This window comes from Desulfoluna sp. HI9BLuna, from assembly GCF_056829775.1.
Map to the genome: position 1 here is coordinate 5,391,916 of NZ_CP186555.1, position 26,999 is coordinate 5,418,914.

22 protein-coding genes are annotated in these 26,999 nt (G+C 59.6%); 18 read left to right on the forward strand and 4 right to left on the reverse strand.

What is annotated here, in order from left to right; translation table 11 throughout:
• Window positions 1-68: 68 nt before the first annotated feature.
• The 12 genes from ACOYW0_RS21955 (at window position 69) to ACOYW0_RS22010 (ending at window position 13,871) form a co-directional block, all read left to right on the forward strand.
• Window positions 69-1,727 carry a sigma-54 interaction domain-containing protein gene (locus tag ACOYW0_RS21955; RefSeq protein WP_482415891.1) on the forward strand — a complete coding sequence of 553 codons (1,659 nt, stop codon included), beginning with the start codon at window positions 69-71 and terminating at the stop codon, window positions 1,725-1,727.
• A gap of 20 nt (window positions 1,728-1,747) precedes the next feature.
• Window positions 1,748-1,972 carry a hypothetical protein gene (locus ACOYW0_RS21960; protein WP_482415892.1) on the forward strand — a complete coding sequence of 75 codons (225 nt, stop codon included), beginning with the start codon at window positions 1,748-1,750 and terminating at the stop codon, window positions 1,970-1,972.
• A 47-nt stretch (window positions 1,973-2,019) separates the two neighbouring features.
• A complete protein-coding gene (locus tag ACOYW0_RS21965; protein WP_482415893.1) occupies window positions 2,020-2,739 on the forward strand; it encodes a TetR/AcrR family transcriptional regulator in 720 nt (239 codons plus the stop codon).
• On the forward strand, window positions 2,736-3,896 hold the full coding sequence (sucC, locus tag ACOYW0_RS21970) for an ADP-forming succinate--CoA ligase subunit beta (protein WP_482415894.1): 1,161 nt from the start codon (window positions 2,736-2,738) through the stop codon (window positions 3,894-3,896). Before ACOYW0_RS21965 ends, sucC begins: the two co-directional genes overlap by 4 nt.
• A 27-nt stretch (window positions 3,897-3,923) precedes the next feature.
• On the forward strand, window positions 3,924-4,796 hold the full coding sequence (sucD, locus tag ACOYW0_RS21975) for a succinate--CoA ligase subunit alpha (protein WP_482415895.1): 873 nt from the start codon (window positions 3,924-3,926) through the stop codon (window positions 4,794-4,796).
• 55 nt (window positions 4,797-4,851) lie between these two features.
• Entirely contained in the window at window positions 4,852-5,490 is a 639-nt protein-coding gene (locus tag ACOYW0_RS21980; RefSeq protein WP_482415896.1) for a succinate dehydrogenase cytochrome b subunit, read from the forward strand.
• A gap of 298 nt (window positions 5,491-5,788) precedes the next feature.
• A complete protein-coding gene (locus ACOYW0_RS21985) occupies window positions 5,789-7,702 on the forward strand; it encodes a fumarate reductase/succinate dehydrogenase flavoprotein subunit (protein ID WP_482415897.1) in 1,914 nt (637 codons plus the stop codon).
• Window positions 7,699-8,451: a succinate dehydrogenase/fumarate reductase iron-sulfur subunit gene (locus ACOYW0_RS21990; RefSeq protein WP_482415898.1), complete on the forward strand. Its 753-nt coding sequence runs from the start codon at window positions 7,699-7,701 to the stop codon at window positions 8,449-8,451. Before ACOYW0_RS21985 ends, ACOYW0_RS21990 begins: the two co-directional genes overlap by 4 nt.
• 160 nt (window positions 8,452-8,611) lie before the next feature.
• Window positions 8,612-10,339, forward strand: a complete 1,728-nt coding sequence (locus ACOYW0_RS21995) for an NAD-dependent malic enzyme (RefSeq protein ID WP_482415899.1) — start codon at window positions 8,612-8,614, stop codon at window positions 10,337-10,339.
• A gap of 404 nt (window positions 10,340-10,743) precedes the next feature.
• The gene (locus tag ACOYW0_RS22000) at window positions 10,744-11,646 is read left to right on the forward strand and encodes a DMT family transporter (protein ID WP_482415900.1); all 903 of its coding nucleotides are present in this window, start codon (window positions 10,744-10,746) and stop codon (window positions 11,644-11,646) included.
• Window positions 11,647-12,179: 533 nt separating this feature from the next.
• Window positions 12,180-13,250: an A/G-specific adenine glycosylase gene (gene mutY, locus ACOYW0_RS22005; protein ID WP_482415901.1), complete on the forward strand. Its 1,071-nt coding sequence runs from the start codon at window positions 12,180-12,182 to the stop codon at window positions 13,248-13,250.
• 36 nt (window positions 13,251-13,286) lie between these two features.
• A complete protein-coding gene (locus ACOYW0_RS22010) occupies window positions 13,287-13,871 on the forward strand; it encodes a DNA-3-methyladenine glycosylase I (RefSeq protein WP_482415902.1) in 585 nt (194 codons plus the stop codon).
• 428 nt (window positions 13,872-14,299) lie between these two features.
• On the opposite strand, the gene ACOYW0_RS22015 is transcribed toward ACOYW0_RS22010, so the two are convergent.
• Window positions 14,300-15,700: a deoxyribodipyrimidine photo-lyase gene (locus ACOYW0_RS22015; RefSeq protein ID WP_482415903.1), complete on the reverse strand. Its 1,401-nt coding sequence runs from the start codon at window positions 15,698-15,700 to the stop codon at window positions 14,300-14,302.
• Window positions 15,701-15,951: 251 nt separating this feature from the next.
• Here ACOYW0_RS22015 and ACOYW0_RS22020 point away from each other — a divergent pair, with 251 nt between their 5' ends.
• The 3 genes from ACOYW0_RS22020 (at window position 15,952) to ACOYW0_RS22030 (ending at window position 20,022) form a co-directional block, all read left to right on the forward strand.
• Entirely contained in the window at window positions 15,952-16,119 is a 168-nt protein-coding gene (locus ACOYW0_RS22020; RefSeq protein WP_482415904.1) for a hypothetical protein, read from the forward strand.
• Window positions 16,116-17,366 (forward strand): glycosyltransferase family 4 protein, encoded by a 1,251-nt coding sequence (locus tag ACOYW0_RS22025; RefSeq protein WP_482415905.1) that lies wholly within the window; start codon window positions 16,116-16,118, stop codon window positions 17,364-17,366. The genes ACOYW0_RS22020 and ACOYW0_RS22025 overlap by 4 nt, the downstream gene beginning before the upstream one ends.
• 469 nt (window positions 17,367-17,835) lie before the next feature.
• A complete protein-coding gene (locus tag ACOYW0_RS22030) occupies window positions 17,836-20,022 on the forward strand; it encodes an acetyl-CoA hydrolase/transferase C-terminal domain-containing protein (RefSeq protein ID WP_482415906.1) in 2,187 nt (728 codons plus the stop codon).
• Window positions 20,023-20,106: 84 nt separating this feature from the next.
• Here ACOYW0_RS22030 and ACOYW0_RS22035 read toward each other — a convergent pair whose 3' ends face one another.
• The 3 genes from ACOYW0_RS22035 to ACOYW0_RS22045 form a co-directional block, all read right to left on the reverse strand.
• The gene (locus tag ACOYW0_RS22035) at window positions 20,107-21,840 is read right to left on the reverse strand and encodes an Ig-like domain-containing protein (protein WP_482415907.1); all 1,734 of its coding nucleotides are present in this window, start codon (window positions 21,838-21,840) and stop codon (window positions 20,107-20,109) included.
• A 10-nt stretch (window positions 21,841-21,850) separates the two neighbouring features.
• Window positions 21,851-22,435, reverse strand: coding sequence for a hypothetical protein (locus ACOYW0_RS22040; RefSeq protein WP_482415908.1), 585 nt, complete (start codon window positions 22,433-22,435; stop codon window positions 21,851-21,853).
• A 141-nt stretch (window positions 22,436-22,576) separates the two neighbouring features.
• Window positions 22,577-23,887 carry a M20/M25/M40 family metallo-hydrolase gene (locus ACOYW0_RS22045; RefSeq protein WP_482415909.1) on the reverse strand — a complete coding sequence of 437 codons (1,311 nt, stop codon included), beginning with the start codon at window positions 23,885-23,887 and terminating at the stop codon, window positions 22,577-22,579.
• A gap of 358 nt (window positions 23,888-24,245) precedes the next feature.
• Here ACOYW0_RS22045 and ACOYW0_RS22050 point away from each other — a divergent pair, with 358 nt between their 5' ends.
• From ACOYW0_RS22050 to mce, 3 genes are all read left to right on the forward strand, one after another.
• Complete coding sequence (locus ACOYW0_RS22050) at window positions 24,246-24,794, forward strand: bacterioferritin (protein ID WP_482415910.1); 549 nt, start codon at window positions 24,246-24,248, stop codon at window positions 24,792-24,794.
• 213 nt (window positions 24,795-25,007) lie between these two features.
• Entirely contained in the window at window positions 25,008-25,829 is an 822-nt protein-coding gene (locus tag ACOYW0_RS22055) for an OmpA/MotB family protein (RefSeq protein ID WP_482415911.1), read from the forward strand.
• A 757-nt stretch (window positions 25,830-26,586) separates the two neighbouring features.
• Window positions 26,587-26,988 carry a methylmalonyl-CoA epimerase gene (gene mce, locus ACOYW0_RS22060; RefSeq protein ID WP_180141909.1) on the forward strand — a complete coding sequence of 134 codons (402 nt, stop codon included), beginning with the start codon at window positions 26,587-26,589 and terminating at the stop codon, window positions 26,986-26,988.
• Window positions 26,989-26,999 lie beyond the last annotated feature (11 nt).

Genomic DNA, 26,999 nt, shown 5'->3' on the forward strand with positions numbered 1-26,999 from the left:
AGGTAATTTTGGTCTATATTTGTCTTATAAGATGAAAAATTACTTTATTCGGCAATATGAGGTGACCCATGCCCGCCCCTTCCCCCACAGATGATCTGCGTTTTTTTCAGGAGACCGTCTCCCATCTCTCCGGAAGCCTTGAACTGGCCGACTCCATGGTGTCGGTCTTTAATCACCTTGCGGACCATTTCCCCCTGGAGGGGATCTCCCTGCACCAGTACTCCCAGGGGCTCAATGCCTTAAAATTGCTTTTTCTCGTGCGTGAAGGCCGCTTCGATTACGTGGAGACCCTGGTGGACCTCACCCCCCGGGAAGGGGCGATGATGATCCATTTCGAGCAGGCCGGGGACGTCATCCTGGAACGGAAAATCAGCCGGGACGGGGGGGCCGCAAAGCACGCCCAGGCCCTGGGGCACCTGCTGCCCGTCAAGCCCCGGGCGTACCTTGTAGGGATCCTTACGTCCGGTAACGAAACCGTGGGGCATCTCTGCTTTATCGGTAAGGAGGAAGACTGCTTTACCGAGGAGCATGAGCGCAAGATCCGCCTGCTCCTCACTCCCTTTGCCCTGGCCATGTCCAACATGCTTCGGTTTCAGCGGGTGCTGGCGTTTCAGGAACGGCTTAACGAAGAGAAACGTGGGCTGGAAAGGGCCCTGGAGCAGCTTCGGGACAATCGCATCGTCGGGGGCCTCGGCGGCCTGGGCAGCGTTATGGAGGTGGTTCGACGCCTGGAAGGAAGGGAGGTGCCGGTGCTCATCTTGGGGGAGACCGGTACCGGCAAGGAGCTCATCGCCGAAGAGGTGCAGCGGATCTCACCGCGTCGAAACGCGCCCTTTGTGAAGGTCAACTGTGGTGCCATCCCCGAGGGGCTCATGGACGGGGAGCTGTTCGGGTACGAAAAGGGGGCCTTTACCGGGGCCACCCGGAGTCGGCCCGGGTTTTTTGAGCAGGCCCACGGCGGCACCCTTTTTCTGGACGAGGTGGGCGAGCTGCCCCCTCAGGTTCAGGTGCGGCTCCTGCGGGTTCTCCAGAACGGGGTGGTGGAGCGGTTGGGGGGAAAGGATTCCATCTCTGTGGATGTGCGCATCATTGCCGCAACCCATCGTAATCTTGAGGCGATGATGAAGCAGGGGGCGTTCCGTGAGGACCTCTACTACCGCCTCTTTGTGTTCCCCGTTACGGTTCCTCCGCTGCGGGAGCGCAAACAGGACCTCGAAGCCCTGGTGTACCATTTTATCGAAAAGATACGCCGGAGACTGAACTTGCCCCAGAGCCCCTCCCTTGCACCGCGGGCCGTAGATGCGCTGATGCAGTACGCCTGGCCGGGCAACGTGCGGGAGCTGGAAAATCTTGTGGAACGGGCCATGACCCTGTGGCCCGTGGGGCCCCTCTACCTGGATCGGTTGTTGCCCCGGGAGCCGGCGTTGTACCAGGAAACGCGGGAGAACCTGTCGGAGCTGGAACGGCTGGTGGAGGAGAAGGTCGCCGCCTGCTTTGAAAAACAGAGGCCGGGTACACAGATCCGTGAAACGAAAAACGTTGCTTCGGCACACCCCCTCCAGACCCTTGATGAGGCGACACGAAAATGCATCGAGGCGGCCCTCTCCCACTGCAGGGGGAAAGTCCACGGCCCCGCAGGTGCCGCCGCCGTTCTGGGCATCAATCCCAGTACCCTGAGAAATAAAATGGTCAAGCTGGAAATCCGGGCCGACGCCTGGAAGCAGTAGGGCTTTCCGCTTACGGATCCATGGATGTTGAGCAGCGGGGAACTCTTGACGATTCGTTGCGGCTTAAGGCCTTGATTGTGCTGTTTATATTTGATTGTAAAAAGGTTGACATTGAAAAAACGCTCATGGTATCCATGACTGAGCGCTCGTTCAGGAAACCGGTCGTTGCTGCCCTCATTTCCTCTCCGTTTTATCCTGAATCCTCTGCCTGTTTGTCCCGGTTTTTCTTTGCAGTGCTGTTCTGAACGTTTATCACCCGCGAATATCCAACGTCTCCGATTCCGGAGGGAGCATGGCCCGTAAACGTCCCGATGAAGCCGGTGTGGTCTCCCAGGTGAAAAACCCGGAGCTGGTCCATACCCGCCGTCGCCAGATTGTGGATGCTTCCGTTCATCTTTTCATCGAAAAGGGGTTCCATAAAACCCCCACCCGTCGGATTGCAGAAGCCGTTGGCTTTTCCATCGGATCCCTCTACGAATACGTCTCATCCAAGGACGATGTCCTTTACCTTGTCTGTGACGCCATCCACGACGAAATAGAAACGGGCATCCATCGCGACATAGCGCGGGAGAAACGGGGAATCGACGGTCTTGAGGCCGCCATCGGGGTATACATTCGGGTATGCGATACCATGGCCGATCACCTTCAGCTGATCTACCAGGAGACCGCGTCCCTTTCCAAAAAGTGGCGGCGCCGCGTTCTGGAAAGCGAGGTGCGCATCACCAATATTTTTGTGGAGCGCATTGAGCAGGCTGTGGACGAGGGGACCCTGTCTCCCATGGAACCCTCCTCCGTGGAGCTTCTGGCCCACACCATCATGGTCATTGGCCATATGTGGGCCTTCAGGCGATGGTTTTTAAAGGGGCGCTACACCCTTGAAGGGTACATCGCTTTTCAAACCCGCTTTATCCTGGCTGCGGCGCGAGAGGGCGGGGCGCCCTCGGCAGGGAGCGGCACAGGGCCTGACCAATATGCGGGCAACCCACCTTCTATGCATTGGAGACAACCATGAAGATCCATGAATACCAGGCAAAGGAACTCTTCAGGGCCCATGGCATCGCCGTCCCTGACGGGGCGGTGGCACGAACACCGGGAGAAGCGGCCTTCCGGGCGGTGAGCATGGGAGACTGGCCTGTGGTGGTCAAGGCCCAGATCCATGCGGGGGGGCGCGGCAAGGCCGGGGGGGTGAAGCTGGTGAACTCGGCCGACGAGGCGGAATCGGTGGCCAAAGGCCTTCTGGGCTCCACCCTGGTGACACACCAGACCGGCCCCGAGGGCAAGGAGGTGCACACCCTCCTGGTGGAAGAGGGTCTGGATATCGCCCGGGAGCTTTACCTGGGCATTGTGCCGGATCGTGCCACCGGCGACATCGTCATCATGGCAAGCTCCGAAGGGGGCATGGAGATCGAGGAGGTGGCGGAGAAGAGTCCGGAAAAGATCATCAAGGTGCGCGTGGGGCCCCTTGCCGGGCTGTGGCCCGGCCACCTGCGCCGGGTGACCTTTGGTCTGGGCCTGGAAGGGCGCGAAGCCAAAGCTGTGTCCGCCCTTGTTCAAAAACTGTTCGGATTTTTCGAGACCAAGGATTGCTCCCTGGTGGAGATCAATCCCCTGATCCTCACAGGAGACGGCGAGGCAGTGGCCCTGGACGCCAAGGTGGATTTTGACGACAACGCCCTGTATCGCCACGCAGAGATTTCTGCCTTAAGGGACGTCACCGAAGAGGCCCCCCTGGAGGTGGAGGCCTCCCGCCATCGGCTTAATTACATCAGCTTAGACGGCAACATCGGCAACATCGTCAACGGAGCGGGCCTTGCCATGGCCACCATGGACCTCATCAAGATGGCCGGAGCAGAGCCCGCCAACTTCCTTGACGTGGGGGGCGGGGCCACCAGCGAGATGGTGGAGAACGCCTTTCGCATCCTGTTGAAAGACGACAAGGTCAAAGGGGTGCTCATCAATATTTTCGGGGGCATCCTGCGTTGCGACATCTTTGCCCGGGGTGTGGTGGAGGCCGCATCCAAAACCGGCATCAGCGTCCCTGTGGTGGTACGCATGGAAGGGACGAATGTGGAGGAGGGCCGACGCATCCTTAAAAAATCCGGCCTCGACCTCCAGACTGCCGTTGACCTGAAAGACGCCACGGAGAAGATCGCCGCCATCGTGGCGTGATCGGATCCTGCGGGAAAGGAGTGAGCTGTGAGCATCTTCGTCGATAAATCCACGCGATTGCTGGTCCAGGGCATCACCGGGCGTGAGGGCAGTTTTCATACCGGTCAGTGCAAGGCTTACGGAACCCAGGTGGTGGCCGGGGTCACCCCGGGCAAGGGCGGACAGACCCATGAAGGGACCCCGGTGTTCAATACCGTGACCGAGGCCATGGCCGAAACCGGTGCCAATGCAGGCATGATCTTTGTGCCCCCACCCTTTGCCGCCGACGCCATCGTGGAGGCTGCCGAGGCAGGCCTGGAACTGATTGTCTGCATCACCGAAGGTATCCCCGTGCTGGACATGGCCCGGGTGAAAAAGGTGATTGATGGGACGGGCGTGCGCCTCATCGGTCCCAACTGCCCGGGTATCATCACCCCGGGGGAGTGCAAGATCGGCATCATGCCGGGGCCCATGCACAGGCCCGGTGGCCCGGCCGGGGTGGTGTCCCGCTCTGGGACCCTCACCTATGAGGTGGTCCATCAGCTTTCCAACCAGGGCATCGGTCAGACCACCTGTGTGGGCATCGGCGGGGACCCGGTGAACGGTACCTCCTTTGTGGATGTCCTCAAGGCCTTTGAGGCCGATCACGAGACAAAGGGAGTGGTCATGGTGGGCGAAATCGGCGGTACCGCCGAAGAGGAGGCCGCCGAGTTTATCCGGGACCACATGACCAAGCCCGTGGTGGGGTTCATCGCAGGGCTTACTGCGCCTCCGGGCAGGCGCATGGGCCACGCAGGGGCCATCATCAGCGGCAACAGCGGCACGGCCCAGGCCAAGGTGGAGGCCATGACCTCCTGCGGTGTCCACGTGTGCGAAAACCTGGGCCGCCTGGGGGAGACCTGCTGGGAAGTGTTCGGGTAGGGAGTTCCGCCTGCACGGCGGGTGGGCTCCATGGGAATCATAACCGGAGGCACGCATGATGGATCTGATCGGACGAATCGCAACACCTGTGGGGAAAAAGATGCTCATGGGGATCACCGGGCTGGGGTTTTGCGGGTTCCTGGTGGTGCACCTGGCAGGCAACTTCACCCTGTTCCGGGGTGCAGACGCCTTTGCCGAGTACACGGAGAGGCTCCACTCCCTGGGATTCTTGCTCAAGGCGTCCGAGTTTGTATTGCTCGTGATGGCCCTGGCCCATGTGCTCACCGGGGTGGTGCTGGCCTTAGAGAACCGGCGGGCACGCCCTGAGCGGTATCAGGTAACCGCCCGTCATGGTGGCCGAACCCTGGGCTCGGCCACCATGATCTACACAGGCCTCTTGGCCCTGGCGTTCATTGTCCTTCACCTCATCGGATTCAAGTTCTCCCCTCCGTCCGGGGCGTCACGCTACCCCGTGGTGGTGGAGACCTTCTCCCGCCTCACATATGTGGGGGCCTACCTTGTGGGTATTCTGGCCATTTCGTTTCATGTGAGCCACGGATTCTGGAGCGCATTCCAGAGCCTGGGGGCAAACGGCGAGGGTAGCACCCCCTGGCTGATGCGGTGCGCAACCTGGCTGGCCGTGGGGGTGGGGATAGGATTCGGGTCAATTCCTCTTGTGTTTTTTTTGTTGTAAGGGCGATGAAACCAGCTTCTATGGCGAGATGGGTGCCCTTCACCTTGCAGCCGGAGTTATTCCGGTTAAAGTCAAACGAATCCCAGACGTTCTGCATCGTGTTTTAAGAAGAATGAAATGGGCTGCTCCTGCAAAGACGGTTGCCACATGTCACACATCACGCGAATGCCCCCATAACGCAGGCAGAATGGTTGCCTTCATGCATTCGCCATAGGGTTTCCAGGTGCCCCCACCTGGCCGCCGGAGGCTGCTTTTTGTTGCCTGAATAATGACCTTTTTTGACCCAAGGAGATGGTTTATGGCTCTTGACGCAAAGATTCCGGGCGGGCCTCTGGAGGAGAAGTGGGACCGGCATCGTTTTGAGATGAAGCTCGTGAACCCCGCCAACAAGCGCAAGTACAGTGTCATTGTGCTTGGGACCGGCCTTGCCGGTGCCTCGGCTTCTGCCACCCTGGCGGAGCTGGGCTACCGGGTGAAGACCTTCTGCCTTCAGGACAGCCCGAGGCGGGCCCACAGCATCGCGGCCCAGGGGGGGATCAACGCGGCCAAGAACTACCAGAACGACGGGGACAGCGTGCGCCGTCTCTTCTACGACACCATTAAGGGCGGGGACTTCAGGGCCCGGGAGGCCAACGTCTATCGCCTGGCCCAGGTCAGCTGCAACATCATCGACCAGTGCGTGGCCCAGGGGGTGCCCTTTGCCCGGGAGTACGGGGGGCACCTGGCCAACCGCTCCTTTGGCGGGGCCCAGGTATCGCGAACCTTTTATGCCCGGGGCCAGACCGGCCAGCAGCTTCTCCTGGGGGCCTACGGCGCGTTGTCCCGGCAGGTGGCGGGCGGGGGCGTGAGCCTTTTTACCCGGCGGGAGATGGTGGAACTGGTTGTGGAGGACGGCCGCGCCGCAGGGATCATCGCCCGGAACCTCGTCACCGGGGAGCTGGAACGCCACGCCGCCGATGCCGTGGTCATGGCCACCGGGGGCTACGGCAACGTCTATTATCTCTCCACCAACGCCATGAGCTGCAATGTGTCGGCGGCCATGATCGCCTACCGCAAGGGGGCCTTGTTTGCCAACCCCTGCTTTACCCAGATCCATCCCACCTGCATTCCGGTCCACGGTCAGTGGCAGTCCAAGCTGACCCTCATGAGCGAGAGCCTGAGAAACGACGGCAGGGTGTGGGTGCCCAGGAAAAAAGGGGATACGCGCAGCCCCAGCTCCATCCCCGAATCGGATCGGGACTACTATCTGGAGCGCAAATACCCTGCCTTCGGGAACCTGGTTCCCAGGGACGTGGCCTCCCGAAGCGCAAAAGAACAGTGCGATGCGGGCCTGGGTGTCGGGGAGACGGGATACGCTGTCTACCTCGATTTCCGGGATGCCATAAAACGGGACGGAGAGGAGGTGATCAAGCGAAAGTACGGCAACCTCTTCTCCATGTACCAGCGCATCACCGACGAGGACCCGTACGGCACGCCCATGCGCATCTACCCGGCGTCCCACTACGCCATGGGCGGGCTCTGGGTGGATTACAACCTCATGAGCACCATCCCCGGCCTCTTTGTGCTGGGGGAAGCCAACTTTTCCGACCACGGGGCCAACCGGCTCGGGGCCAGCGCCCTGATGCAGGGGCTGGCCGACGGGTATTTTATTATCCCCTACACCCTGGGGGGCTACCTGGCGGATCGTCCCTTCGGGGCTCACACGGAATCATCGGATGCCTTCATAGAGGCGGAATCTGCGGCAAAGGCCCGCATCGAGGGGCTTCTGGTATCCACGGGCAAGCGGACCTGCGATGACATCCACAGGGAGCTGGGCCGCATCGTCTGGGAGCATTGCGGCATGGCCCGCACCAACGAGGGCCTGGACGCGGCCCTTTCCGACGTGGAAGCCCTGGAGGCGGTTTTCCGGCAGGATCGCGCCATGGTGGGCACGGCGGATACCTTCAACCAGAACCTTGAAAAAGCCATGCGGGTCTCTGATTTCCTTTCCTTTTCCAAAGTAATGATTGCCGATGCCAGGGCCCGCCAGGAGTCCTGCGGCAGCCACTTTAACGAGGCCTTTCAGACCGAGGATCATGAAGCCTTGCGGGACGACACCTCTTATGCCCATGTGGCGGCCTGGCGACATCGCGGCGAGGATGAAGAGCCGGAGAAGGTGGTGGAGGAGCTGAGTTTTGAAAACGTCACCCTGAGCCAAAGGAGCTACAAATGACGGACACCATCGGGTTGACCCTGAAGATCTGGAAGCAGGATGGTCCCGGTTCTGGGGGGCACCTGGAGACCTACGAGGTGAGGGACATCTCCACGGACGCATCCTTTCTTGAGATGCTCGATATCCTCAACGAGCGGCTGGTGCGGGCAGGGGAAGAGCCCGTGGCCTTTGACCACGACTGCCGGGAAGGGATCTGCGGCACCTGCGGGGCGGTGGTCAACGGCAAAGCCCACGGCCCCCTGAAGGAGACCACCCTGTGCCAGCTCCACATGCGCCACTTTGAAGACGGCGATGTGGTGGTCATCGAACCCTGGCGTTCACGGGCTTTTACCGTCATTAAAGACCTGGTGGTGGACCGCGGGGCCCTGGACGCCATTATCCAGGCTGGGGGCTACATCTCGGTGAACACCGGGGGCGCTCCGGACGCCAACGCCGTGGCTGTCTCCCAGGAGCAGGCCGAGCTGGCCATGGATGCCGCCGAGTGCATCGGGTGCGGGGCCTGCGTGGCTGCCTGTCCCAACGGTGCGGCCATGCTGTTCACCAGCGCCAGGGTCTCCCACTTATCGACCCTTCCCCAGGGAAAGCCCGAGGCCAAAAAACGGGTGGAGTCCATGGTGGCCTGCATGTCCGAGCAGGGGTTCGGCAACTGCGGCAACGAGCGGGAGTGCGAGGCGGCCTGTCCCAAGGGCATCTCCATTTCCCATATCTCAAAGCTGAACCGCGAATTCTTGAAATCGTTTTTTAAGTGATTGATTGTGTGTGTCGTGCTCACCCTGACAACTGGTTGAAATTTAAGTCGAAGACTCTATTCATCCTGCAGGGTTCATGATATAGAGGTTCGGATGCAGCCAGAGAAACAAGGCAAACAAAGTCAGGGACTCGGATAGCAATGAAGGGGGTAGACGACACATGGGTATTTACGATTTACAGTTTGACGACTACGGCAACACCAGGGCCCTTAAGGTCAACGCCAAAGGCAACGCGGTTCTGTTCCACAACTATACCAACAAAGGGGTGGCCTTCTCCGATGAGGAGCGCGAATTATTTGAAATCAGCGGGCTGGTTCCTCCTGAAGTCAAAAGCCTCTCCCAGCAGGTCTTGAACGCTCAGGATATCATCCGGGAGAAGATTAGCGACTTTGAGAAGTTCATCTACATCCGGTCCCTTTTCGACCGGAACGCCACCCTCGCCCACGCCCTCCTTGCAAGCGACATCACCCGATACATGTCCATTGTGTACACGCCCACGGTGGGGATCGTCTGCCAGCGGTTCTCGTCCATGTTCCGCCAGGGCAACGGCCTCCATTTCTATCCCGGCAATATCGACGATGCCGAAAAGATCCTGCGCCGTTACGAGCGTGCGGATATCCGTGTGGCTGTTGTTACCGACAACCAGGGCATCCTGGGAATCGGCGACCAGGGGGCAGGGGGCCAGGCCATCTGCCTCGGCAAACTCATGCTCTACACCCAGGGGGCCGGTATCGCGCCCTGGCACTGCCTGCCCATCTCCCTGGACGTGGGCACGGACAACGAGAAGCTCCTCAACGACCCCAAATACATCGGCTGGCACCACAAGCGCCTCACCGGGGACGAGTACTTCGCCTTTGTGGAGAAGTTCGCCAAAGCCTTTAAAAAAGTGTTCCCCAACGCCCTGTGCCAGTGGGAAGACTTCTCCAAGCAGAACGCCTTTACCGTGCGGGACACCTATGTGAACGATCTTATCAGCTTCAACGACGACATCCAGGGCACCGGCTCCGTCACACTGGCAGGCATCCTGGCTGCCATGAAGATAAAAAACGAGGGCATTAAAGACCAAGTCTACCTGATCCACGGCGCAGGAGCAGGCGGCGTGGGCATTGCCGAGCAGATCGAGGCGGCCCTGGTGGAAGAGGGCATGGCCGTTGCCGATGCCCGCGCCCGTATCTACACCCTGGACTCCCGCGGCCTGGTCACCACGGACCGCAGCCTCGACCCGTATAAAGAAAAATTCGCCAAGGACCCCGGGGCGCTCCCCTGGTTCAACAGCTCAGAAGACGGCGCCCTTGAAAACGTCATTGAAAAGGCGGGGGTCACCGTTCTCATCGGCACCTCCGGCCAGCACGGCTGCTTCACCCAAGAGGTGGTGACCAAGGTCCTGGCCAACACCGAGCGTCCCATCATCCTTCCTTTGAGCAACCCCACGGCCAATACCGAGGCCATTCCCGAGGACATCTACACCTGGACCGACGGCAAAGCCCTCGTGGCCACGGGCAGCCCCTTTGACCCGGTGAGTCACGGCGGCTCCGAATACCGGGTGGGTCAGTGCAACAACGTCTTCATCTTCCCCGGGGTGGGCCTGGGCGTCATCGCCTCCGGGGCCACCACGGTGCTCCCCAGCTTTTTCACGGCCGCCGCCCATGCCGCAGCAGACTGCGTCGGCAACGAAGACCTCGCCCGCGGCGCCCTGTTCCCCACCGTGGACAGGCTCCAGGAGGTGACCCTCAAAGTGGCCAAAGCCGTGGGACGCGCCGCCATCCGCGAAGGCGTCGCCCGGAAATGCGCCTTCAGCTCCTTTGATCACGGCATGGACCCCGAACGCCTGGACGAAGCCGTGGACAACATGATCTGGAAACCGGTCTACCTTCCCTTGGAGGCCTAAAATTTAGAAAGCGTAAATATAGGAGAGGCCTTCTATGCTCAAAGTCGCCGGAAAAAGCAAGCCTCCGGCGGCGAGGTGGAGCCACCTCGAAAGCTTATTGCGCTTGCGCATTTTCCTTCGTTCCTCAGGAAAATGCGCAAGCGCCTTCGGTTCGGGCTTCGCCCGATACATAAGCTGATGGTTTGTACGAGTTGTTCCACAAACCTTGAAAGTATAGGGCGCGTTGCTGTAACTCATTAATTATCGCGATTAATCGCTCTGGCTCCGCTTGTTGCGCCGTATCCCGATGACATGGGTTGAGCGTGATACCCAGACACGGGCGCAGCCCGTAAGCAAATGCGGAGGGCGAGGAACGAGCCCCGAAGCATTTGCGAAGGAGGGGCCGTGTCGGGTATAACAGGGCCATGAATGAAACCCACGCATCCAACGCAGGAAAGGAACTCATGGCTTCGGGCATGTCCCGGGATTATATGCTGATCCATACGGCCACGCTGCTCTTCGGACTGGCCGGGCTTTTTGGGAAGCTGGTGCACCTTTCCCCCGTGGCCATTGTGTTCGGGCGGGTGTTTTTTGCTGCGCTCTTCCTGGGGCCTGTGATTCTCCTGGCCGGACGTCCCCTGCGCCTTGCTTCCACGCGGGATTATCTGCTGATGGCTCTTCAGGGCCTTATCCTGGCGGTTCACTGGGGTACGTTTTTCCGGTCCATCCAGGTGTCGTCCGTTGCCGTCGGCTTGCTGACCTTTGCCACCTTTCCTGTGTTCACCACGCTTCTGGAACCCCTTTTTAACAGAACCTCTTTTCGGTGGCGAACCCTTGCCCCTGCCTTGTGGACCCTTGCCGGGGTGTTTCTCGTGGTGCCCCGTTTTCATCCGGGAGAGCCTGTGTTCGAGGGGGCCCTCTGGGGTCTGGCCTCGGGCCTGACCTTTGCCGTGCTCTCCCTTCTCAACCGCCGGTTCGGAAAGAGGTATCACGGCGCCGTGGTCTCCTTCTGGCAGGATGCCGCCGCTGTGCTGGCTCTCCTGCCCGTTCTCTTTCTTTTCCCTCAAATTCCCACGGCAATCGATCTCGGGTACCTCTTGCTTCTGGGCGTTCTGTTTACCGGGGTCTCTCACACCTTGTTTATCCAGGGCATGAAAACCGTGTCGGCCCGAAAGGCAAGCATCATCGCATCCCTGGAGCCGGTGTACGGCATCGCAGCCGCCTGTCTCCTCCTGGGCGAAGTGCCCACGGCGCGGTCCCTTGCGGGTGGGACCATGATCCTGGCCGCTGCCCTGTGGGTGACACTGCGCAAGGTGAAGGCACCTTGAAACCTTAGGGCGAATGCATGGGGGTTCACATCATGCGGACGTTTTCGAGGCATTCGCATGGAGTGTGACATATGGCAACCGCTTTTGCAGGAAAGGGCTGTTTCATTGGTCCTTCTTGGATGAAGTTTGGGCCGCCCCTTCAAAATAACAGAGATAAATCGACCGAAACGGAGCGCCGCACTCCGGTGCGGCTTTTTAGTCCGTCGTTACCCGTGCCGCACAGGAGTGCGGCGCTCCAGGGGACAAGGGGGAATTCCCCACCCTCGCAGCCGGAGGCAGTGCGGTTAAATCGGCAATCGGCAATGGGCAAGTAGCGACAACGTACCCTCTGATTTCGAAGCTTGTGAGCCAGCCCGCACAAACCATTAGCGTTTATGTCGGGCGTAGCCCGAGCCGAAGGCCATTGCGCTTTGCCTTGAGGAACGAAGGGCAAAGCGCAATGGCAATCAGCTTTCGAGGTGGCTCACCTCGCCGCCGGAGGCTTGCTTTTTCCCAGCAACGTTGACCATAGAACTGCAACATCAAGGACGCATATGACAGACATACTGGACGCGGGGCTTCTGCTCTCGTGGTACGACACCCACAAGCGGATCCTGCCGTGGAGGCAGAGCAGGGATCCTTACCGGATCTGGCTCTCCGAGGTGATGCTTCAGCAGACCCAGGTGGCCACGGTGATTCCCTATTACAATCGGTTCACCGATGCCTTTCCCGACGCCACGGCCCTTGCTGACGCCCAGGACGACCGGGTGCTCAAGATGTGGGAGGGGCTTGGTTATTACAACCGCTGCCACAACTTGCTGAAGGCCATGCGGAAGGTGCGGGATGAGCATGGGGGCAGGGTGCCGGACACCCCGGAGGCTTTTTCCAGCTTGCCTGGAGTGGGGCCATACACCTGTGCGGCGGTCCAGAGCATTGCCTTCGGGCATCCCCTGGCAGCCGTGGACGGCAACGTCAACCGGGTGGTGACCCGTCTTTTCTCCCTTGACGGCGTGGTCACTTCGGCTGGAGTGAAACGGGCCATTCAAGATGCGGTGGACTCGGCCGTGCCGGAAACGCGGCCTGGTGATTTCAACCAGGCCATGATGGAGCTCGGGGCCACGGTCTGCACGCCCAGGCGACCCGATTGCTCCCGGTGTCCTTTGAGGTCCGGTTGTAAAGCACGGGCGTTGGGCAGGCAGGAGGCTTTTCCCGTCAAGGGAGCCAAAAAGGCGGTCCCTCTTTACCCTGTGGCCCTGGCCGTGGTGGTGAAGGACGGAAAAATCCTGGTGCAGAAGCGGCCGGCCAAGGGCCACCTTGCCGGGATGTGGGAGTTCCCCGGAGGGCGGGTCCTGACAGGGGAAACCCACGAAGATGCCCTGGGGCGATGCCTCATGGATGAGCTGGGGGTGGTTCCGACTGTGGGAAAACTGGTGGGAAGCGTGACCCACGCCTATTCGCATTTTCGGGTGCAGCTTTTTCTCTATCTGGCAGAGGTTGGCGGAGGCTCGCCAACGCCGAAAAATGGGCAGCCCGTGGACTGGATTACGACGGAGGACCTGGATCGCCTTGCCTTCCCCACAGCCAATAGAAAATTGTTTCCACTGCTGGTGGAGGCGTTGGGATAATCCTGGCAACATGAAACGTTTAAGGAAGGATAGTTGATGACAGACGAACGATGCCCCTGGTGCGGGGACACCCCCATTTACGTGGCCTATCACGACGACGAGTGGGGCGTGCCAGAGCACGACAGCAGAAAACTTTTTGCCATGCTTTTACTTGAAGGGTTTCAGGCCGGGCTCTCATGGATCACGGTGCTCAAAAAACGGGCGCATTATATGGAGGTGATGGACGGGCTTGCCCCTGAGAAGATCGCTCTCTACGACGAGGCCAGGATCGAGGCGCTCCTGGCCGATCCCGGGATCATTCGGAACAAGCTGAAGGTGAGGGGCGCGGTGAAAAACGCCAAGGCCTTCCTCGCCCTGGAAGAGTCCCCGGGGGCTTTCTCCGAGCTTCTCTGGGGATTCACCGACGGCAAGACCCTGGACAACGGATTTCGAACCATGGCTGATGTGCCCGCCAGCACCCCGGAGTCCGATGCCATGAGCAAAACCCTTAAAAAGCTGGGGTTCACCTTTGTGGGTTCCACCATCTGCTACGCCTTTATGCAAGCCGTGGGCATGGTTAACGACCACCTGGTGACCTGCCCCCGATACCGCGAGCTGGGCGGCAAGGTGGGGGCACCTTGAAACCCCATGGCCAATGCATGAATGCAGCCATCATGCGACCGGTTTTACGCTTCGTTCCCAGGCTCCGCCTGGGAATGCGTTTCGGAGGCTCTGCCTCCATGTTGGGTATTGCCAATGCCTGTGCGTGAACCATGTACGGCATTTGATATCGGCAAGGCGGAGCCTTGCTATGAACACTCCCAGGCAGAGCCTGGGAGCGAAGCAAATAAGTAGGGTATGTGAATACCCAACACCGTTGATTTCGGGCGCAGCCCGTCAGCACATGTGACGTCCCTGAGGAACGAAGGGAATAGCCTGTTAGAGGGGTGCGTTTCGTTCCCAGGCTCTGCCTGGGAATGCTTTTCGGAGGCTCTGCCTCCATCCCGAATAAGCCGTCAGTTTTATATCGGGCGAAGCCTGAGCCAAGGCCAATATGCTTTCGAGGTGGCTCACCTCGCCGCCGAAGGCTGTTTGTTAACCAACTCCTCCACCCGTTTTACATACCCTTCAATATTGCATTTCCGTTTCAGGCCGGAGGCCTTCATGGAGCGCACTTTGCCGAAGCCCGGCTGCTGTGGCCAGGCGCGGTCGTGGAGGCCGAAGGTCCAGCCCACTCCGGCATAGGAGTTGGGGTCCCGTCCGTCCAGAAAGTAGCGGTTGTTGAGGTAGAGGGCTGTTACAAAAGCCTCTTTGGCATCGTGTGACCATTCCAGTATTTTTTTCCCCCAGTACATTCGCATGTAGTTGTGCATGAACCCGGTGTGGACCATTTCGGCCATGGCTGCGTTCCAGTAGGGGTCGTGGGTCTTGCAGGCCGTGAGTTCCTCTTGTGTGTAGAGGTTCTTTTGCATACCCCGGGCGGCAAGGGTTTCCTGCGCCCAGGAAGGGGCTGCGGCCTCGAAGGTGTCGTAGTCGGGTTCGAACCAGGCGTAGTTGATGGCCAGCTCCCGGCGGACGATGAGTTCTTCCAGGAAAACGGCCACGTCCTCGGGACAGGAGGTTCCCCCGTGGCTTGCGGCAAGGGCTGCATCCAGGGGGGATAGCTGGCCGAAGTGGAGGTAGGGGGAGATCTCCGAGATAGCGTTTTCCTCGGGTTTGTTTCGCAGGGACGCGTAGCGGGGAAGGATCTCCGACACAAAGTGGGCCAGTTTTTCCTGGGCTTCGTCTTCCCCGCCTTTGAACCGGCTGACAGGCGCCACGCTTCGGTCCACGTTGAAATGGTCCGGTACCCCCTTGCTTGGATCGATAGCGCCCTTGGGAAGGAGGGCAGTAGGAAAGGGGACCTTTACAGGCGTGGGGGCGAGCCCTACCAGGTAGCGGTCCAGGAGCCTCTCGATTTTGGGCCGGATGGTGCGGGCGGCGTACTCCCGTTTGGTGGATGCACACTCAACCGGCACCACGGCGTCGGACTCCACCTCCACCACCGGGCACGGTGACATGGCGGAAATTTTGACCCTCCAGCTGCGCTGGTGCCTGAGGTAGCCCCGGTCGCAGACGATAAGGGCTGCGTCACCCGAGAGCCCAAGGGCAACATCGGCCGGAACCCCGGGGAGGATGCAGAACCCGATGTCTCGTGCTTTCAGGTTTTTTTGGGCGTCGCAGAGCCCTTCCATCATGAAGTGGTAGTGGCGCCAGGTGGCCTCGGGGTAGCCCTCCATGAGGCCTGTGACCGTGAGCAGGGGAAGGCTCTCGTCGTTGGCCCGTTGCACAGCGTATTCCAGGGCGTGGTTGAACCGGGTGCGCTGGCTCTGCTGCATGAGGTAGAGAACGTAGCGGCCCCTGGTTGGACGTCGGTTGTTGAGGTGGTGGATGCGCGTTGCATCAATAAACGGGTTGGCGGTGATAACCATGGGAACTCCGGTGCGGTTAGGTTGACGGGACAGGCTGTGGCTGAAACATGTGGCCTTCATTTTCTCACAGGCGGCGCCCCGGGACAAGGAGGATGGGGGTGACGTAACCGTCGGAGCAGGGCTCCTGACGTGATGCGTTGCTTTGAAATAAGGGTTTCAAGGCGGTTCACTGTGCGTTAGGTTGGTTTTTGTCCGGGCTTCCGGAAAGGAAAAGATGTGTTTAACAGTGACGATGGATCAGGTGACATGTGATGAAAGAGTTTAAGGCGTGGTGTCGGAATTATTTTGAAGTTGCCATTGTCCTGCTGCTCCCCGGTTTGGGGTATGTGGCGGGACTTTTTCTTTATATCTGGGAGTATGTGATCGAAGGGAGAAAGCCCCACCGGGTGCCGGGCCTTGAGAGGAGGTCCCTGCGATGAGTGATTCACAGCCTTCGTTGCGTATCTGTCTGGTGAGTTACCGGAGCAACCCCTATTGCGGAGGCCAGGGGGTGTACATTCGCCATCTGGCAAGGGCCCTTGCCGATCTGGGACATCGGGTCCACGTTCTTTCCGGGGAGCCTGCTCCCATCCTTGACGAGGACATCGGCCTTACCGTGTTGCCGGGTTTGGATCTCTACAGCCCCGAGACCATGGAGAATGGGGCAGGCTACAGCCAGTTGAAGGATCCCCTCAAGTTTACCGAATGGTGGCTCAACTCCACCCTTGGCTACCCCGAGCCCTTCTCTTTCGGGGTGCGCGCCCGGCGGTTTTTTGAGTCCGAAGGCCACCGGTTCGACATTATCCACGACAACCAGTCCCTCTCCTGGGGGCTTCTTTCGGTGAGCCGGAAGATCCCCATGGTTGCCACCATCCATCACCCCATGACCCGGGACCGGGACATTGCCGTGATGAGCACCCGGAATCTGTGGAAGCGGGCACGGGCCATGCGCTGGTACTCGTTTATCGGCATGCAGAAACGTGTGGCGCGAAAGCTCCCTGCCGTCATCACCGTTTCCCAGGTATCGAAAACGGATATCGCGGCAGATTTCGGCGTCTCTCCGAGCAAGCTGCACGTCATCCCCATAGGCATCGACACAGCCCGTTTTTATCCTTTGCCGGAGATTCCCAAAGACCCCCGCAGGATCATCGTGACCAACAGCGCGGACAGCCCCTTGAAGGGCCTCTACTATCTGATGCACGCGGTGGCCGCCATGAAGGACGAGGGCGATGTGAAGCTCACGGTCATCGGCAAGCCCAAGGAGGGCGGCATTGTGGAACGTCTGGTGTCGTCCCTGGGACTTTCCGGGGTGGTGGAGTTCACCGGCCGGGTCTCGGATCGGCGCCTGGTGGAAGAGTATGCCCGGGCGTCTGTGGCGGCGGTTCCCTCCCTGTACGAGGGCTTCGGCCTTCCCGTTGGCGAGGCCATGGCCTGCGGCGTGCCCGTGGTCTGCACGGACGGAGGGGCCTTGCCCGAGGTGGCGGGGGATGCGGCGCGCATTGTCCCGGCCGGTGATGTAACGGCCTTGAAGGATGGCTTGAAGGCGCTTCTGGCTGATGGGGATGCGGCCGCAGCCCTGGCTCGCAAAGGGGAGGACAGGGTCCACAGCAGGTTCGTCTGGAGGCGGACGGCCGAAGAGACCGTCGACGTGTATCGCCGGGTGATGAAGTCCCACTGCTCCGCCTGACCCGTGAATTGTGCCATGTAAATGGCCTGTTATGCTTTCAGGGGAGCCGGTGATCTCCTGGGGAACTAAGGTGTTCCCTGTTGGCTTATGTAAACCTCAGCATATTTGTATAGTGAAAGCGAACAGTGTTGACACGCTGTGACTATGTTTGTAGGCTATGTCTATTCTGGTGTACGGCTTTGTATCAAGTCCGTGTGTGGGGTTCCCATCGCAGCGCATTCCGTTGTGGTCTCGGACCCGGCAGCACGCAGAGGGCGCTTGTGGATCTTGGATCCCCCGATGCGGGGCCGTGGGAATAGTGTGGCAAAGGTGGTGGATCGTTTTTTTCTTGATGGCGGCTCATTGCGGTCAAACAATGAATACCGGTTCAGTGCCTTGCTGCATACGGCTTGTGAGGGAGAGCGGGAGTGCGTTTGCTCGACGCATCCGTTTGGATATAAATCAGGTTGATCTGCAGGGAGGTATTGTTGTGATTGAGCATAATGGACCGACGTATTACACAGATGTCACCAAGGTTGTGGACCATATCATCGAAGCGTTTGATAAGAAGATAGCCTTCGGCATGCCCATTGCCCTGGGCAAATCCTATCAGATTGCCAACGAAATCTACCGCAGGGCCAAAAGCGATCCGACCATTGAGCTGACGATCATCACGGCCCTTTCCCTTGAGAAGCCCACCTGGTCGAATGACCTTGAGAGGCGCATGCTGCAGCCCCTCCGGGACCGTGTCTGGAAAGATATCCCCGATTTTGATTACATGCTGGACCTCCGAAAAGGGGCTCTGCCCCCCAACGTGAAGATGAAGGAGTTCTACTACAAGGCCGGATCCGTCAAGAACGATCCCATGGCCCAGCAGAACCACTACAGCTCCAACTATACCCACGTGGGTCGCGATATCATGAACGAGGACTGCAACGTCCTTTATTGCCACGCCGTGGCAAAAAAAGAGATTGACGGCAAGCTGTGCTACAGCGACAGCTGCAACGCAGACCTTTCCCTTGATATCAAAAAGTTTATCCCGGAAGCCCAGGCCGCCGGGAAGAAGTTTCTCCACGTGGGGCACGTCAACAACTCGCTGCCCTTCATGTACGGGGACGCCGTGGTGGGGGAGGATGATTACGACATCATCCTGGACAACCCCGAGTACGAAACCCCGCTTTTCTCCGTGCCCAAGGCGCCGGTGAACACGGCCGACCACATGATCGGCCTCCACGTCAGCTCCCTGGTCAAGGACGGCGGGTCCCTGCAGATCGGCATCGGGTCCTTGGGCGACGCCATTGCCTCGGCCCTGATCATGCGAAACACGGCCAACGCGGATTACAAGAAGGTGCTGGAAGATTTGGGCATCAACGCCAGGTACGGCACCCTCGTGGACCACATCGGGGGGCGGGAGCCTTTTGAAGAGGGCCTGTACGGCACCACGGAGATGCTGGTGGACGCCTTTATCGAGCTGTACAAGGGCGGGGTTATCAAGCGGCGGGTTTACGGGAACCTGGAGATCCAGCGCCTTATCAACGAAGGGGCCCTCTCTGAGACCCTGACCCGGGACTCCGTGAAGGCCCTGCTCTCCCAGGATGCCTTCCAGCCCATCATGAAACAGGCCGACTTTGAGAGCCTCCAGCATTTCGGGGTGTTCAAGCCGGGCCTGACCTGGGACGATTACGCCATCGTCAACGGCGAAGCCCGTTACTCCACGGACTTCCGGGACGGGGCCAACCTGGACGCCATCCTGGACAACTGCATCGGAGAGAGCCTTCTCAACGGCGTTATCGCCCATGGGGGCTTTTTCATCGGGCCCAATCAGTTCTACGACACCTTGCGGAACATGAGCGATGACGAGCGTAAGCTCTTTGAGATGACCGGGGTGGCCGTCCTCAACCAGCTCTATGGTGACGAAAAGCTCCGGACCCTCCAGAGAAAGGACGCACGTTTCGTAAACGCCGGGATGATTGTCTCCGTTGTGGGCAACATCGCCTCCGATGCCCTTGAAAACGGCACCGTCATCAGCGGGGTGGGCGGGCAGTACAACTTTGTCTCCATGGCCCACGCCATTGACGACGCCCGGCTGATCATGATGATCCGTGCGGTGAAGGAGACGGCAAACGGTCCGAAGTCCAACGTGGTCTTCAACTACGGGTACACCACCGTGCCCAGGCACCTCAAGGACATCGTGGTGACCGAGTACGGCATCGCCGACCTGCGGGGCAAGGTGGACCACGAGGTGGTGGCGGCCCTCATCAACGTGGCGGACTCCCGGTTCCAGGGCGAGCTGCTTGAGAAGGCAAAAAAGGCCAAGAAGCTGCCCCCCGACTACGAGATCCCGGCCGAGTATCGCAACAACTACCCCGAGGTCATCGCCAAGAAGCTGCAACCCTTCCGGGCCATGGGTAAGAAGTACTTCGACACCTTCCCCTTCGGGTGCGAGTTCACCAAGGAGGAGCTGGTCCTCGGCCGTTCCCTGAGGGAATTCAAGGCCAAGATGGACAAGCAGAAGATCAAGACCATCATGGGGCTTGCCAAGCAGATGATCTCTTCTGTTCCCGACGAAGCCAAGCCGTACCTTAAGCGGATGCAGCTTGATCGTCCCGGGGACTTCAAAGAGAAGATGACCCAGAAGCTGGTTACCTTTGCCCTGAAGGAGTCCGGTCAGATCTGATCAACCCCTTAGCAAACACGAAATGCAAAACGGCCGATGTGGAGTCCACATCGGCCGTTTTTATGTTTGGGGGTGCCCCTCCTTTTAGTCCAGGGACCGGATAAAGCATCCGCCGCCACCGCCCCCCCCGGATGACGAGGGCGTTGCCTGGGTGGTGAAACTCCAGGTGACCGGTGAATCCAGGGCATTGCCGGCGGCATCCCGCACGTCCGTGGTGAGGGTGAAGGTGTAGGAGGTCTGGTAGGCAAGGGGGGACGCCGGGGTAAAGGAGGCGGTGCGACTGGCCGCATCATAGGTGACGGTCCCAGAAAGGCCCTGGGCGCTGGTGAAGGTGGCAGTGGTGATGCTGGCCGGGTCCATGGGCTCGTCAAAAAGGACGGAGACTGTGCTGTTGACGCCGATCCCTGACGTGCCGGACGAGGGATAGGTCTGGGAGACCGTGGGCGGCACCACATCGAAGATGATGTCTATGACCTGGGTGGCCGTGTTGCCTGCGGCGGCGTTGTCCGTTGCCTTCACCGTGACGGTGTTGGTGCCCGGGGAGAGGGTGAGATCCGACGACCATGACGCGGTTGCGCTGCCCAGGGCGGAACCGTCGACGGCAGGTATTCCGTTGACCGTCACCTGCTGGACGCCGGAGTCGCCCCGTCCGGCGTCCGAAGCGGTGCCGGTGAGGGTGATGGTGTCGGTCCTGACAAAGTCACCTGTGGTGTGGCTGGTGACGGTAAGTAGCGGGGCTACCAGGTCACCGATGGCTTCGGGCATGGTGAGGGTGAAGGTCGATGTCCCGTCCGCCACGGTGTGGGAGACGGTGTGGCTGAAGGCGGCAATGGATGCCCGCAGCTGAATGGTGCGGCGGGTGGGGTGGATGGCATTGGTGAGCCCTGAGGCATCGGTGGTGTCAAAGGGTGTCTGGTTCAAATAACTGTCGCTTCGGACTTTATCCCCGGTAAGGACCGCGTTGTTGGTGACGTCCCCGTACACCCGTCCCCCCTGAAGGCTGTCTTGTCCGCCCACTGGAGCGGCTGCATCCAGAAGGTCCACGGTGACACCCACAATGGGCTGACCGATGCTGTTTTCCACCCTCACGGTCAGGGTGCTCCTGGGATACCCGTGGACCAGGGCGGCAATATCGTCGAGTTCCAGACTGCTTTTGTCCCTGAAACCAATGGCCCCTGCCGAGTAGTTCCAGTACATGGTCGCCTCTTCAAAGTTGGCACCGCACCCTTCGGAACCGGCGCTCTGGCACTGGGCCCCGGCGTGGCTGAGCCCAGCGCTGTGGCCGCTTTCATGGGCCACCACTGCAGCGGTGTCGATGGTGCCGCCGCTGCCGTCTCCCCAGGTGTACTCCTCCCCATTGAAGGCGATGTCCGATTCAACGGCCCTGTAGGAACCGCCCACTCCGAGGGTCCAGGTGGTGCTGATGGCAAGGATCCCTTCACCGACCCGGCCGTTGCGGGTGGCAAACTGGGGGTCGATGCTGATGAGGTTGGTGCCGTCCCTGGACACGGTCGTGAGGGTTGAGGAGCCCTGGTATACAAAGGCGAAGGTGCTCATCTCAATGGCATTCCACGTGTTGATACCGGCTTGCAGAGAGGGAATGAGGCCTGCCGGTGTGGTGTTGGAGATGGCATAGCCCATGGTGCCGCCGGACCATCTGCGCAGGTTGCCGTCGCAGCATCTTTCGACGTAGAGCAGTGCCCCGCACCCCTGATTGGTGCTGCCCGTATCCCGAATCCAGCACCAGGCAAAGAGAGGCCCGGGCAAAAGGAGAAGCAACAGGCCGGATAAAAAAAGTTTCGACAGGGTTGATTTCATGCAAAAAAGCCTATGGTTGTCGCGTTTCATCGGCGGGCGGAAGAAGGTCCCGGACACGTTGGAAAAACAGGTCCAGGGCCTCGCCGTTGGGGGGCAGGGGGTTGAGGCTGAGGGCCTTGGTCTCCGCGCTTTGCGTGGTCCTGGCCCGGAATACGGGGCCGGTGACGCTCTGGGAGGCGTCGTCCGGGTCGGTTTCAATGCGGCAGAGGCCGTAGTAGAGCCCGTAGATGGTGTAATCCTCATCGTGTTGCCGGAGAAAGAGGACCACCTCTTCATCGACATGGAGGTCCGGCACGCCGTGGACCTCCATGCGCATGTCGCCTATCTGGCCGCCCATGGTGCGCACCACGATTGTCTCGGGACGCTGGGCCGTGGGGTGTTTGAGAAACTCCATGGTCTCAAGGGTCACATCCGTGTAGATGCGGCCCTCGTCCCAGTACGCGTGGGTATCCCGAACGACACCTGCCACGATGGTGTCGACCTTTTGCGTCAGTTGGGTCAGGCTGACGGGAATGACTGTTGTTGCGGAAGGGGAGGGGACGGAAAAGAAAAACAACAGGATGGACAAAAACGCTGCATAACGCACAGGAGCCATACAAGCCTCGACAGTGTATCTTACGTTACCATAAACGGTGTGAATGACATTTTATAAATGTACCACATCCGCTCACACAGGAGAACGGTTCAGTCGCGTTTATCTCAATTTAGATGTGTCTTGTCAGGGAGCAGAGGGGCCTCAAGCCCGGCTCTTATCGACCACACCCAGCTCTCGTAGCAGGTTGAAGAGGGTTGCCGTGGCCCGGATGCCGGTTTGTTTGTCGAATGTTTCATTTTTCCCATGGGTAAGGCGCTGGGGCGACACCCGGCGCTGGGACCGGGTTCCCGGGCCTGCAACCACGGGGAAAAAGCGCTCCCTGAGGGACGGTTCCATGGTGTTGACAATGGTGGATGCATCCGAGATCCCGGTGTTGTGGTCCAGGGTGATCTCAAGGGGCTGGGGCCCCATGGCCTCCACGGCTCGCTGGAATGTGGATCCCGGCCACCGGTTCCGCATGTCCATGCCCGGGGAGATGGAAAAGTCTTTGAGCTCCCGGTAAGGGATTCCCGTGAGTTGCCTTCGGACGGTGTCCAGGCTGTCAAAGGTGCGGTTGCTCAGGACTAGGGTGTGGGCCGTGGGTACCGGGGCGTGCCCTTGCTTGATCTCCGTGGGGATGACCCCGAAGCTGTCCGGGGCTCCGGCGCAGAGCAGGTCCGAGTCACTGGCGTTGAGGATGATCTCGGTGAGCATGTTCTGGTCCCGGGGTACGGAGCAGACGTGGCCCCCTTTTTGTGTGAGGACCTCGGCCCAGGTGTCCGGGGATGCTTCGGGGTAGATGCAGACAGGGTTCCAGGCGGGAAGGCCGGAAAGGATGTGCCTCAGCTCGGCAAGGGGCCCGGTGACGTCGATGACAAAGTTGCTCCGTTCTGCCGTGTAGAGGCCCAGGCTGGGTGAGGCGCCTGCGGTCACCGTGTTTTCAAGGACCAGGAGCAGGGTCTCGTCTTGGCTGACGGGAAGGTTTTTTCCCAGGGCCCTGCCCATGTGGACGGCACTTTTGTGCCCTGCGCCTTCTTCTTTAAAGGTGATGGTGAAGATGAGGTTATCAAGGCAAAGATGCCCTTTTCCTGCCAGTTCTGCCAGGAAGAGCTGGAAGGCCACCCCGGCCTTACAGTCCGAGACCCCGCGGCCCACGATCTCGTGGTCGTCTTCATAGGGCACAAAAGGCGAGAAGGGAGAATCCCATTCGGTGTGATCTGCGTCCACGGTGTCCACATGGGCGCTTAGGTACACAAGTTTTTTTTTGAGGTCGATGCTGCCGGGCAGGGCAATGAGATTTTGTCCCTCGTCTTCTATGACGGTGTAATCCGGGAGGGCCGACACAAGGACTTTTTTGCAGTACCCCATGGCTTTTTCCACGTCCCGGGGCCGGGTAAAGACCGACGGAAGGGCCGCCAGGTTGCGAAGATGGGCGAGATAACGGCTCGCATGGGTTGAGACAAAGGCTTCCATGGTGGGCACTCCTTCCGTTGTAACCCGCAATGCGTGGGATTCATGACCCTTTTTGCGGGAAGGTGTTGTGGGCTCGGGATCCTTCCAATATCACAGCGGGGGTTGACTTGGGAAGGCAAGGTTTTTATTCTTGTAGACACGAACCAGGAGAAAGGGGCGCTTCTTGTCCCTTCATCTCCGGCCTTCACCGGGCCCACGGGTTCATGCCTCACCGACCCGACCTTTGTTGTTGATTTACCCGCAGACCGTACGAAAGCGCGAGAGCATCACGGTTGATGATGTTTCCTTGACCATGCCTTGCCCCATGCCCTTGCGCGTGTGCTTTTTTCCACAACCCCTAATAAAAAGGTGCAGACCCATGACACAGACTTCACGGGAAGAGAAGAAGGCAAAGGTGATTGAGGTGTTGAACAAGGCCAGGGCCATGGAACTTCACGCCATCGGCCAATACATGAATCAGCACTATGCCCTGGACGACATGGATTTCGGGGAGCTGGCAGCCCAGATGAAGCTCATCGCCATTGACGAGATGCGCCACGCCGAGATGTTTGCCGAGCGCGTCAAGGAGCTGGGGGGGGAACCCATCACCGAACCTGCCGATGCCGTGGAACGGGGGCAGGAGGTGTCCGTCATCTTTGGGTTTGATACGGAACTGGAAGATGGCACCCTGGCCGATTACAATGAATTCCTTGCGTTGTGCCTGGCCTGTGGAGACAGCCTGAGCGCCAAGATTTTCGATGATATCATCGACGAGGAGCAGGCCCACTACAATTACTTCGACAGCGTGGCCGGTCATATCAAGACCCTGGGGGCCGCCTACCTGGCCCAGAAGGCGGGGACCTCGTCCGCCACCGGGCTCAATACCCAGGGCTTTGTGGCCCGCAAATCCACACCACCCCCCGCCTGATTCGAGGTTTTTTTATTCCCCGGCTTCAGGTTTGCCGAGATCCGGCGATATATGAGACAGGTACCCGGCTGCCGCAGAAAAGGCAGCCTGGTGCCGAGGCCTTTTTCAGGGCCATGGAAGACCCCGGACGCACGGATGCGCCGGGCCGGATTGCGGTGCGAAAGCACCGGGTACACCGTTGAATGACCAGGGAAGGTTATGGGACGAATGGTGATGTCAAAGATACGAGGCGCCGTGTGTGCGCTGGTCGTGTTGGGGTTCGCGTGTACGGCGGCCGGGGCCGACGGCGTCAACGGCTACGGTCCCGACGGGCTGAAACCTGATGCCGAGGCCATCGCTGTGGTGGCCAAGGCCGTTGAAGAGGTCTCGTCACGTCTCCTCGACGCCAAGGAGCGCCTTGTGGTGCTTGCCGTGGAAGGCCGGGACACCCGCAGGGTCCACCGGGAGATTGCCCACCTGGAGGAGGTCCTCCTCAACCACAAGCGTGAGTTCTCCGATATGGTCAAGGTGATGGCCGAAGCCGGGGGCGGTGAGATACCGGTCTGGCTCAAGGGCACCATGGCTGTGGTTCTGGAAGAAGAAGGGCTGATTTCCGACCCTGATTTTTCCGTGAAGAAAAAGCGGCGCGCCCTCCACGCCGACCTTGCCTCCCAAATCAAAAAAAGCGATGTGGCCTCCTGGCTCTCCCTGGACAAGACCACCTCCGAGCTGGTGGTCCACCTGGATCTGCCCGTGTTTTTTTCCGCCAACGGGAGCCGGGTTTCCGGCGAGTACAGGGACACCCTTCAGCGCGTAGCGACAGTGCTGAAACCCTATCGGCCCGTGGTGGTGGTGACGGGGTTCACAGATGCCGAAGGGGCTAACGCCCGGTTTGCCCTGAGCGCCGAGCGCGCCGCCAATGTGGCCCGGGAGTTCCTGGACGCAGGCATGGCCTCGGATGCTCTTTCCATCCGCACCCGCGAGGAAGAGGCAGGCATGGATCGGGTGGAGGTCTCCTTCAGGATCTTGGACCCGGAAGAGGTGATTCCGGGGTAATTCTCTGGTTGTGCCGATTCCCGTCAAATGGCTTGAAACACGTTGCCGCACATGTTTGTGCGGCTTTTTTTGTACCTGTTCACCATACCTTTGCCTTGGGCGATCCTGTTGGGAGCAACGTTTTTGCAGAGCCTTTTTCAACGACGTGATCCGTCGGAGGCCGTGTGGCCAGATCCACAGTGGACAAGTGGCGACAACGTATCCCGTTAGGTCGAAGCTTGTGAGCCAGGCCGTACAAACCATGAGTGTTTGTGAAGGGCGAAGCCCGAGGCAAAGGCAATCAGCTTTCGAGGTGTCTCACCTCGCCGCCGGAGGCCTGCTTTATCCACTCACTTAAACCACAGAAGGCACAACAGAATGGTTGCGTTTTTTTTGCTGGTCCCGTCGTTGCATTTCCTATCGAGGTTCTCTCTCAAATCCCCTTGACAACCAAAAAAGCCGCGTGGTATTTCTTACCAGACTGAGCGCTCGTTCAGGCCCTTAAACTTCGTTTCTTCTTCTTGCGATATTCCTCCTGCGTCCTGTGCGTTTGCCCGAGAGCGCGACTCAACCGGAGACAATTCATACGTAGCCTTTCCTAACCCGAATATTTCACGAGGCAAGTGCACCCATATTCAAGGCATCAGAGCTGCAGATGTAGTGGTTTACCTCAATGCTCTGATAACCACCGGCAATGACCTTTCATTGAATTGATATGGTCGTTTTCTTATGAAATATTCGGGCTAATGTGTCTTTATCATGCAGAGAGGAGACCTCCATGAAGGTGCTTCACGTGGATCACATCGGTGTGGCGGTGCACGGTATCGACGCCGGGCGACGCTTCTGGGAAGAGGTTCTTGGGCTGTCTTTCGACGGCACGGAGACCGTATCCGAGCAGAAGGTGACCACCGCTTTTTTTCCGGTTGGGGAGAGCGAAGTAGAGCTCCTGGAGGCCATGGAGCCCGACAGCCCCGTGGGACGATACCTTGCGAAAAAAGGTGAAGGGGTGCACCACATTGCCTTTCGGGTTGCAGACATCGACGAGGCCCTGGCCGAGCTTAAGGCAAAGGGGGTTCGTCTCATCGACGAGACGCCCCGCATGGGTGCCGGGGGGGCGCGCATTGCCTTTATCCATCCGAAAGAGACCCAAGGGGTGCTGGTGGAGTTGTGTGAAAGATAAAACAGGAAAAT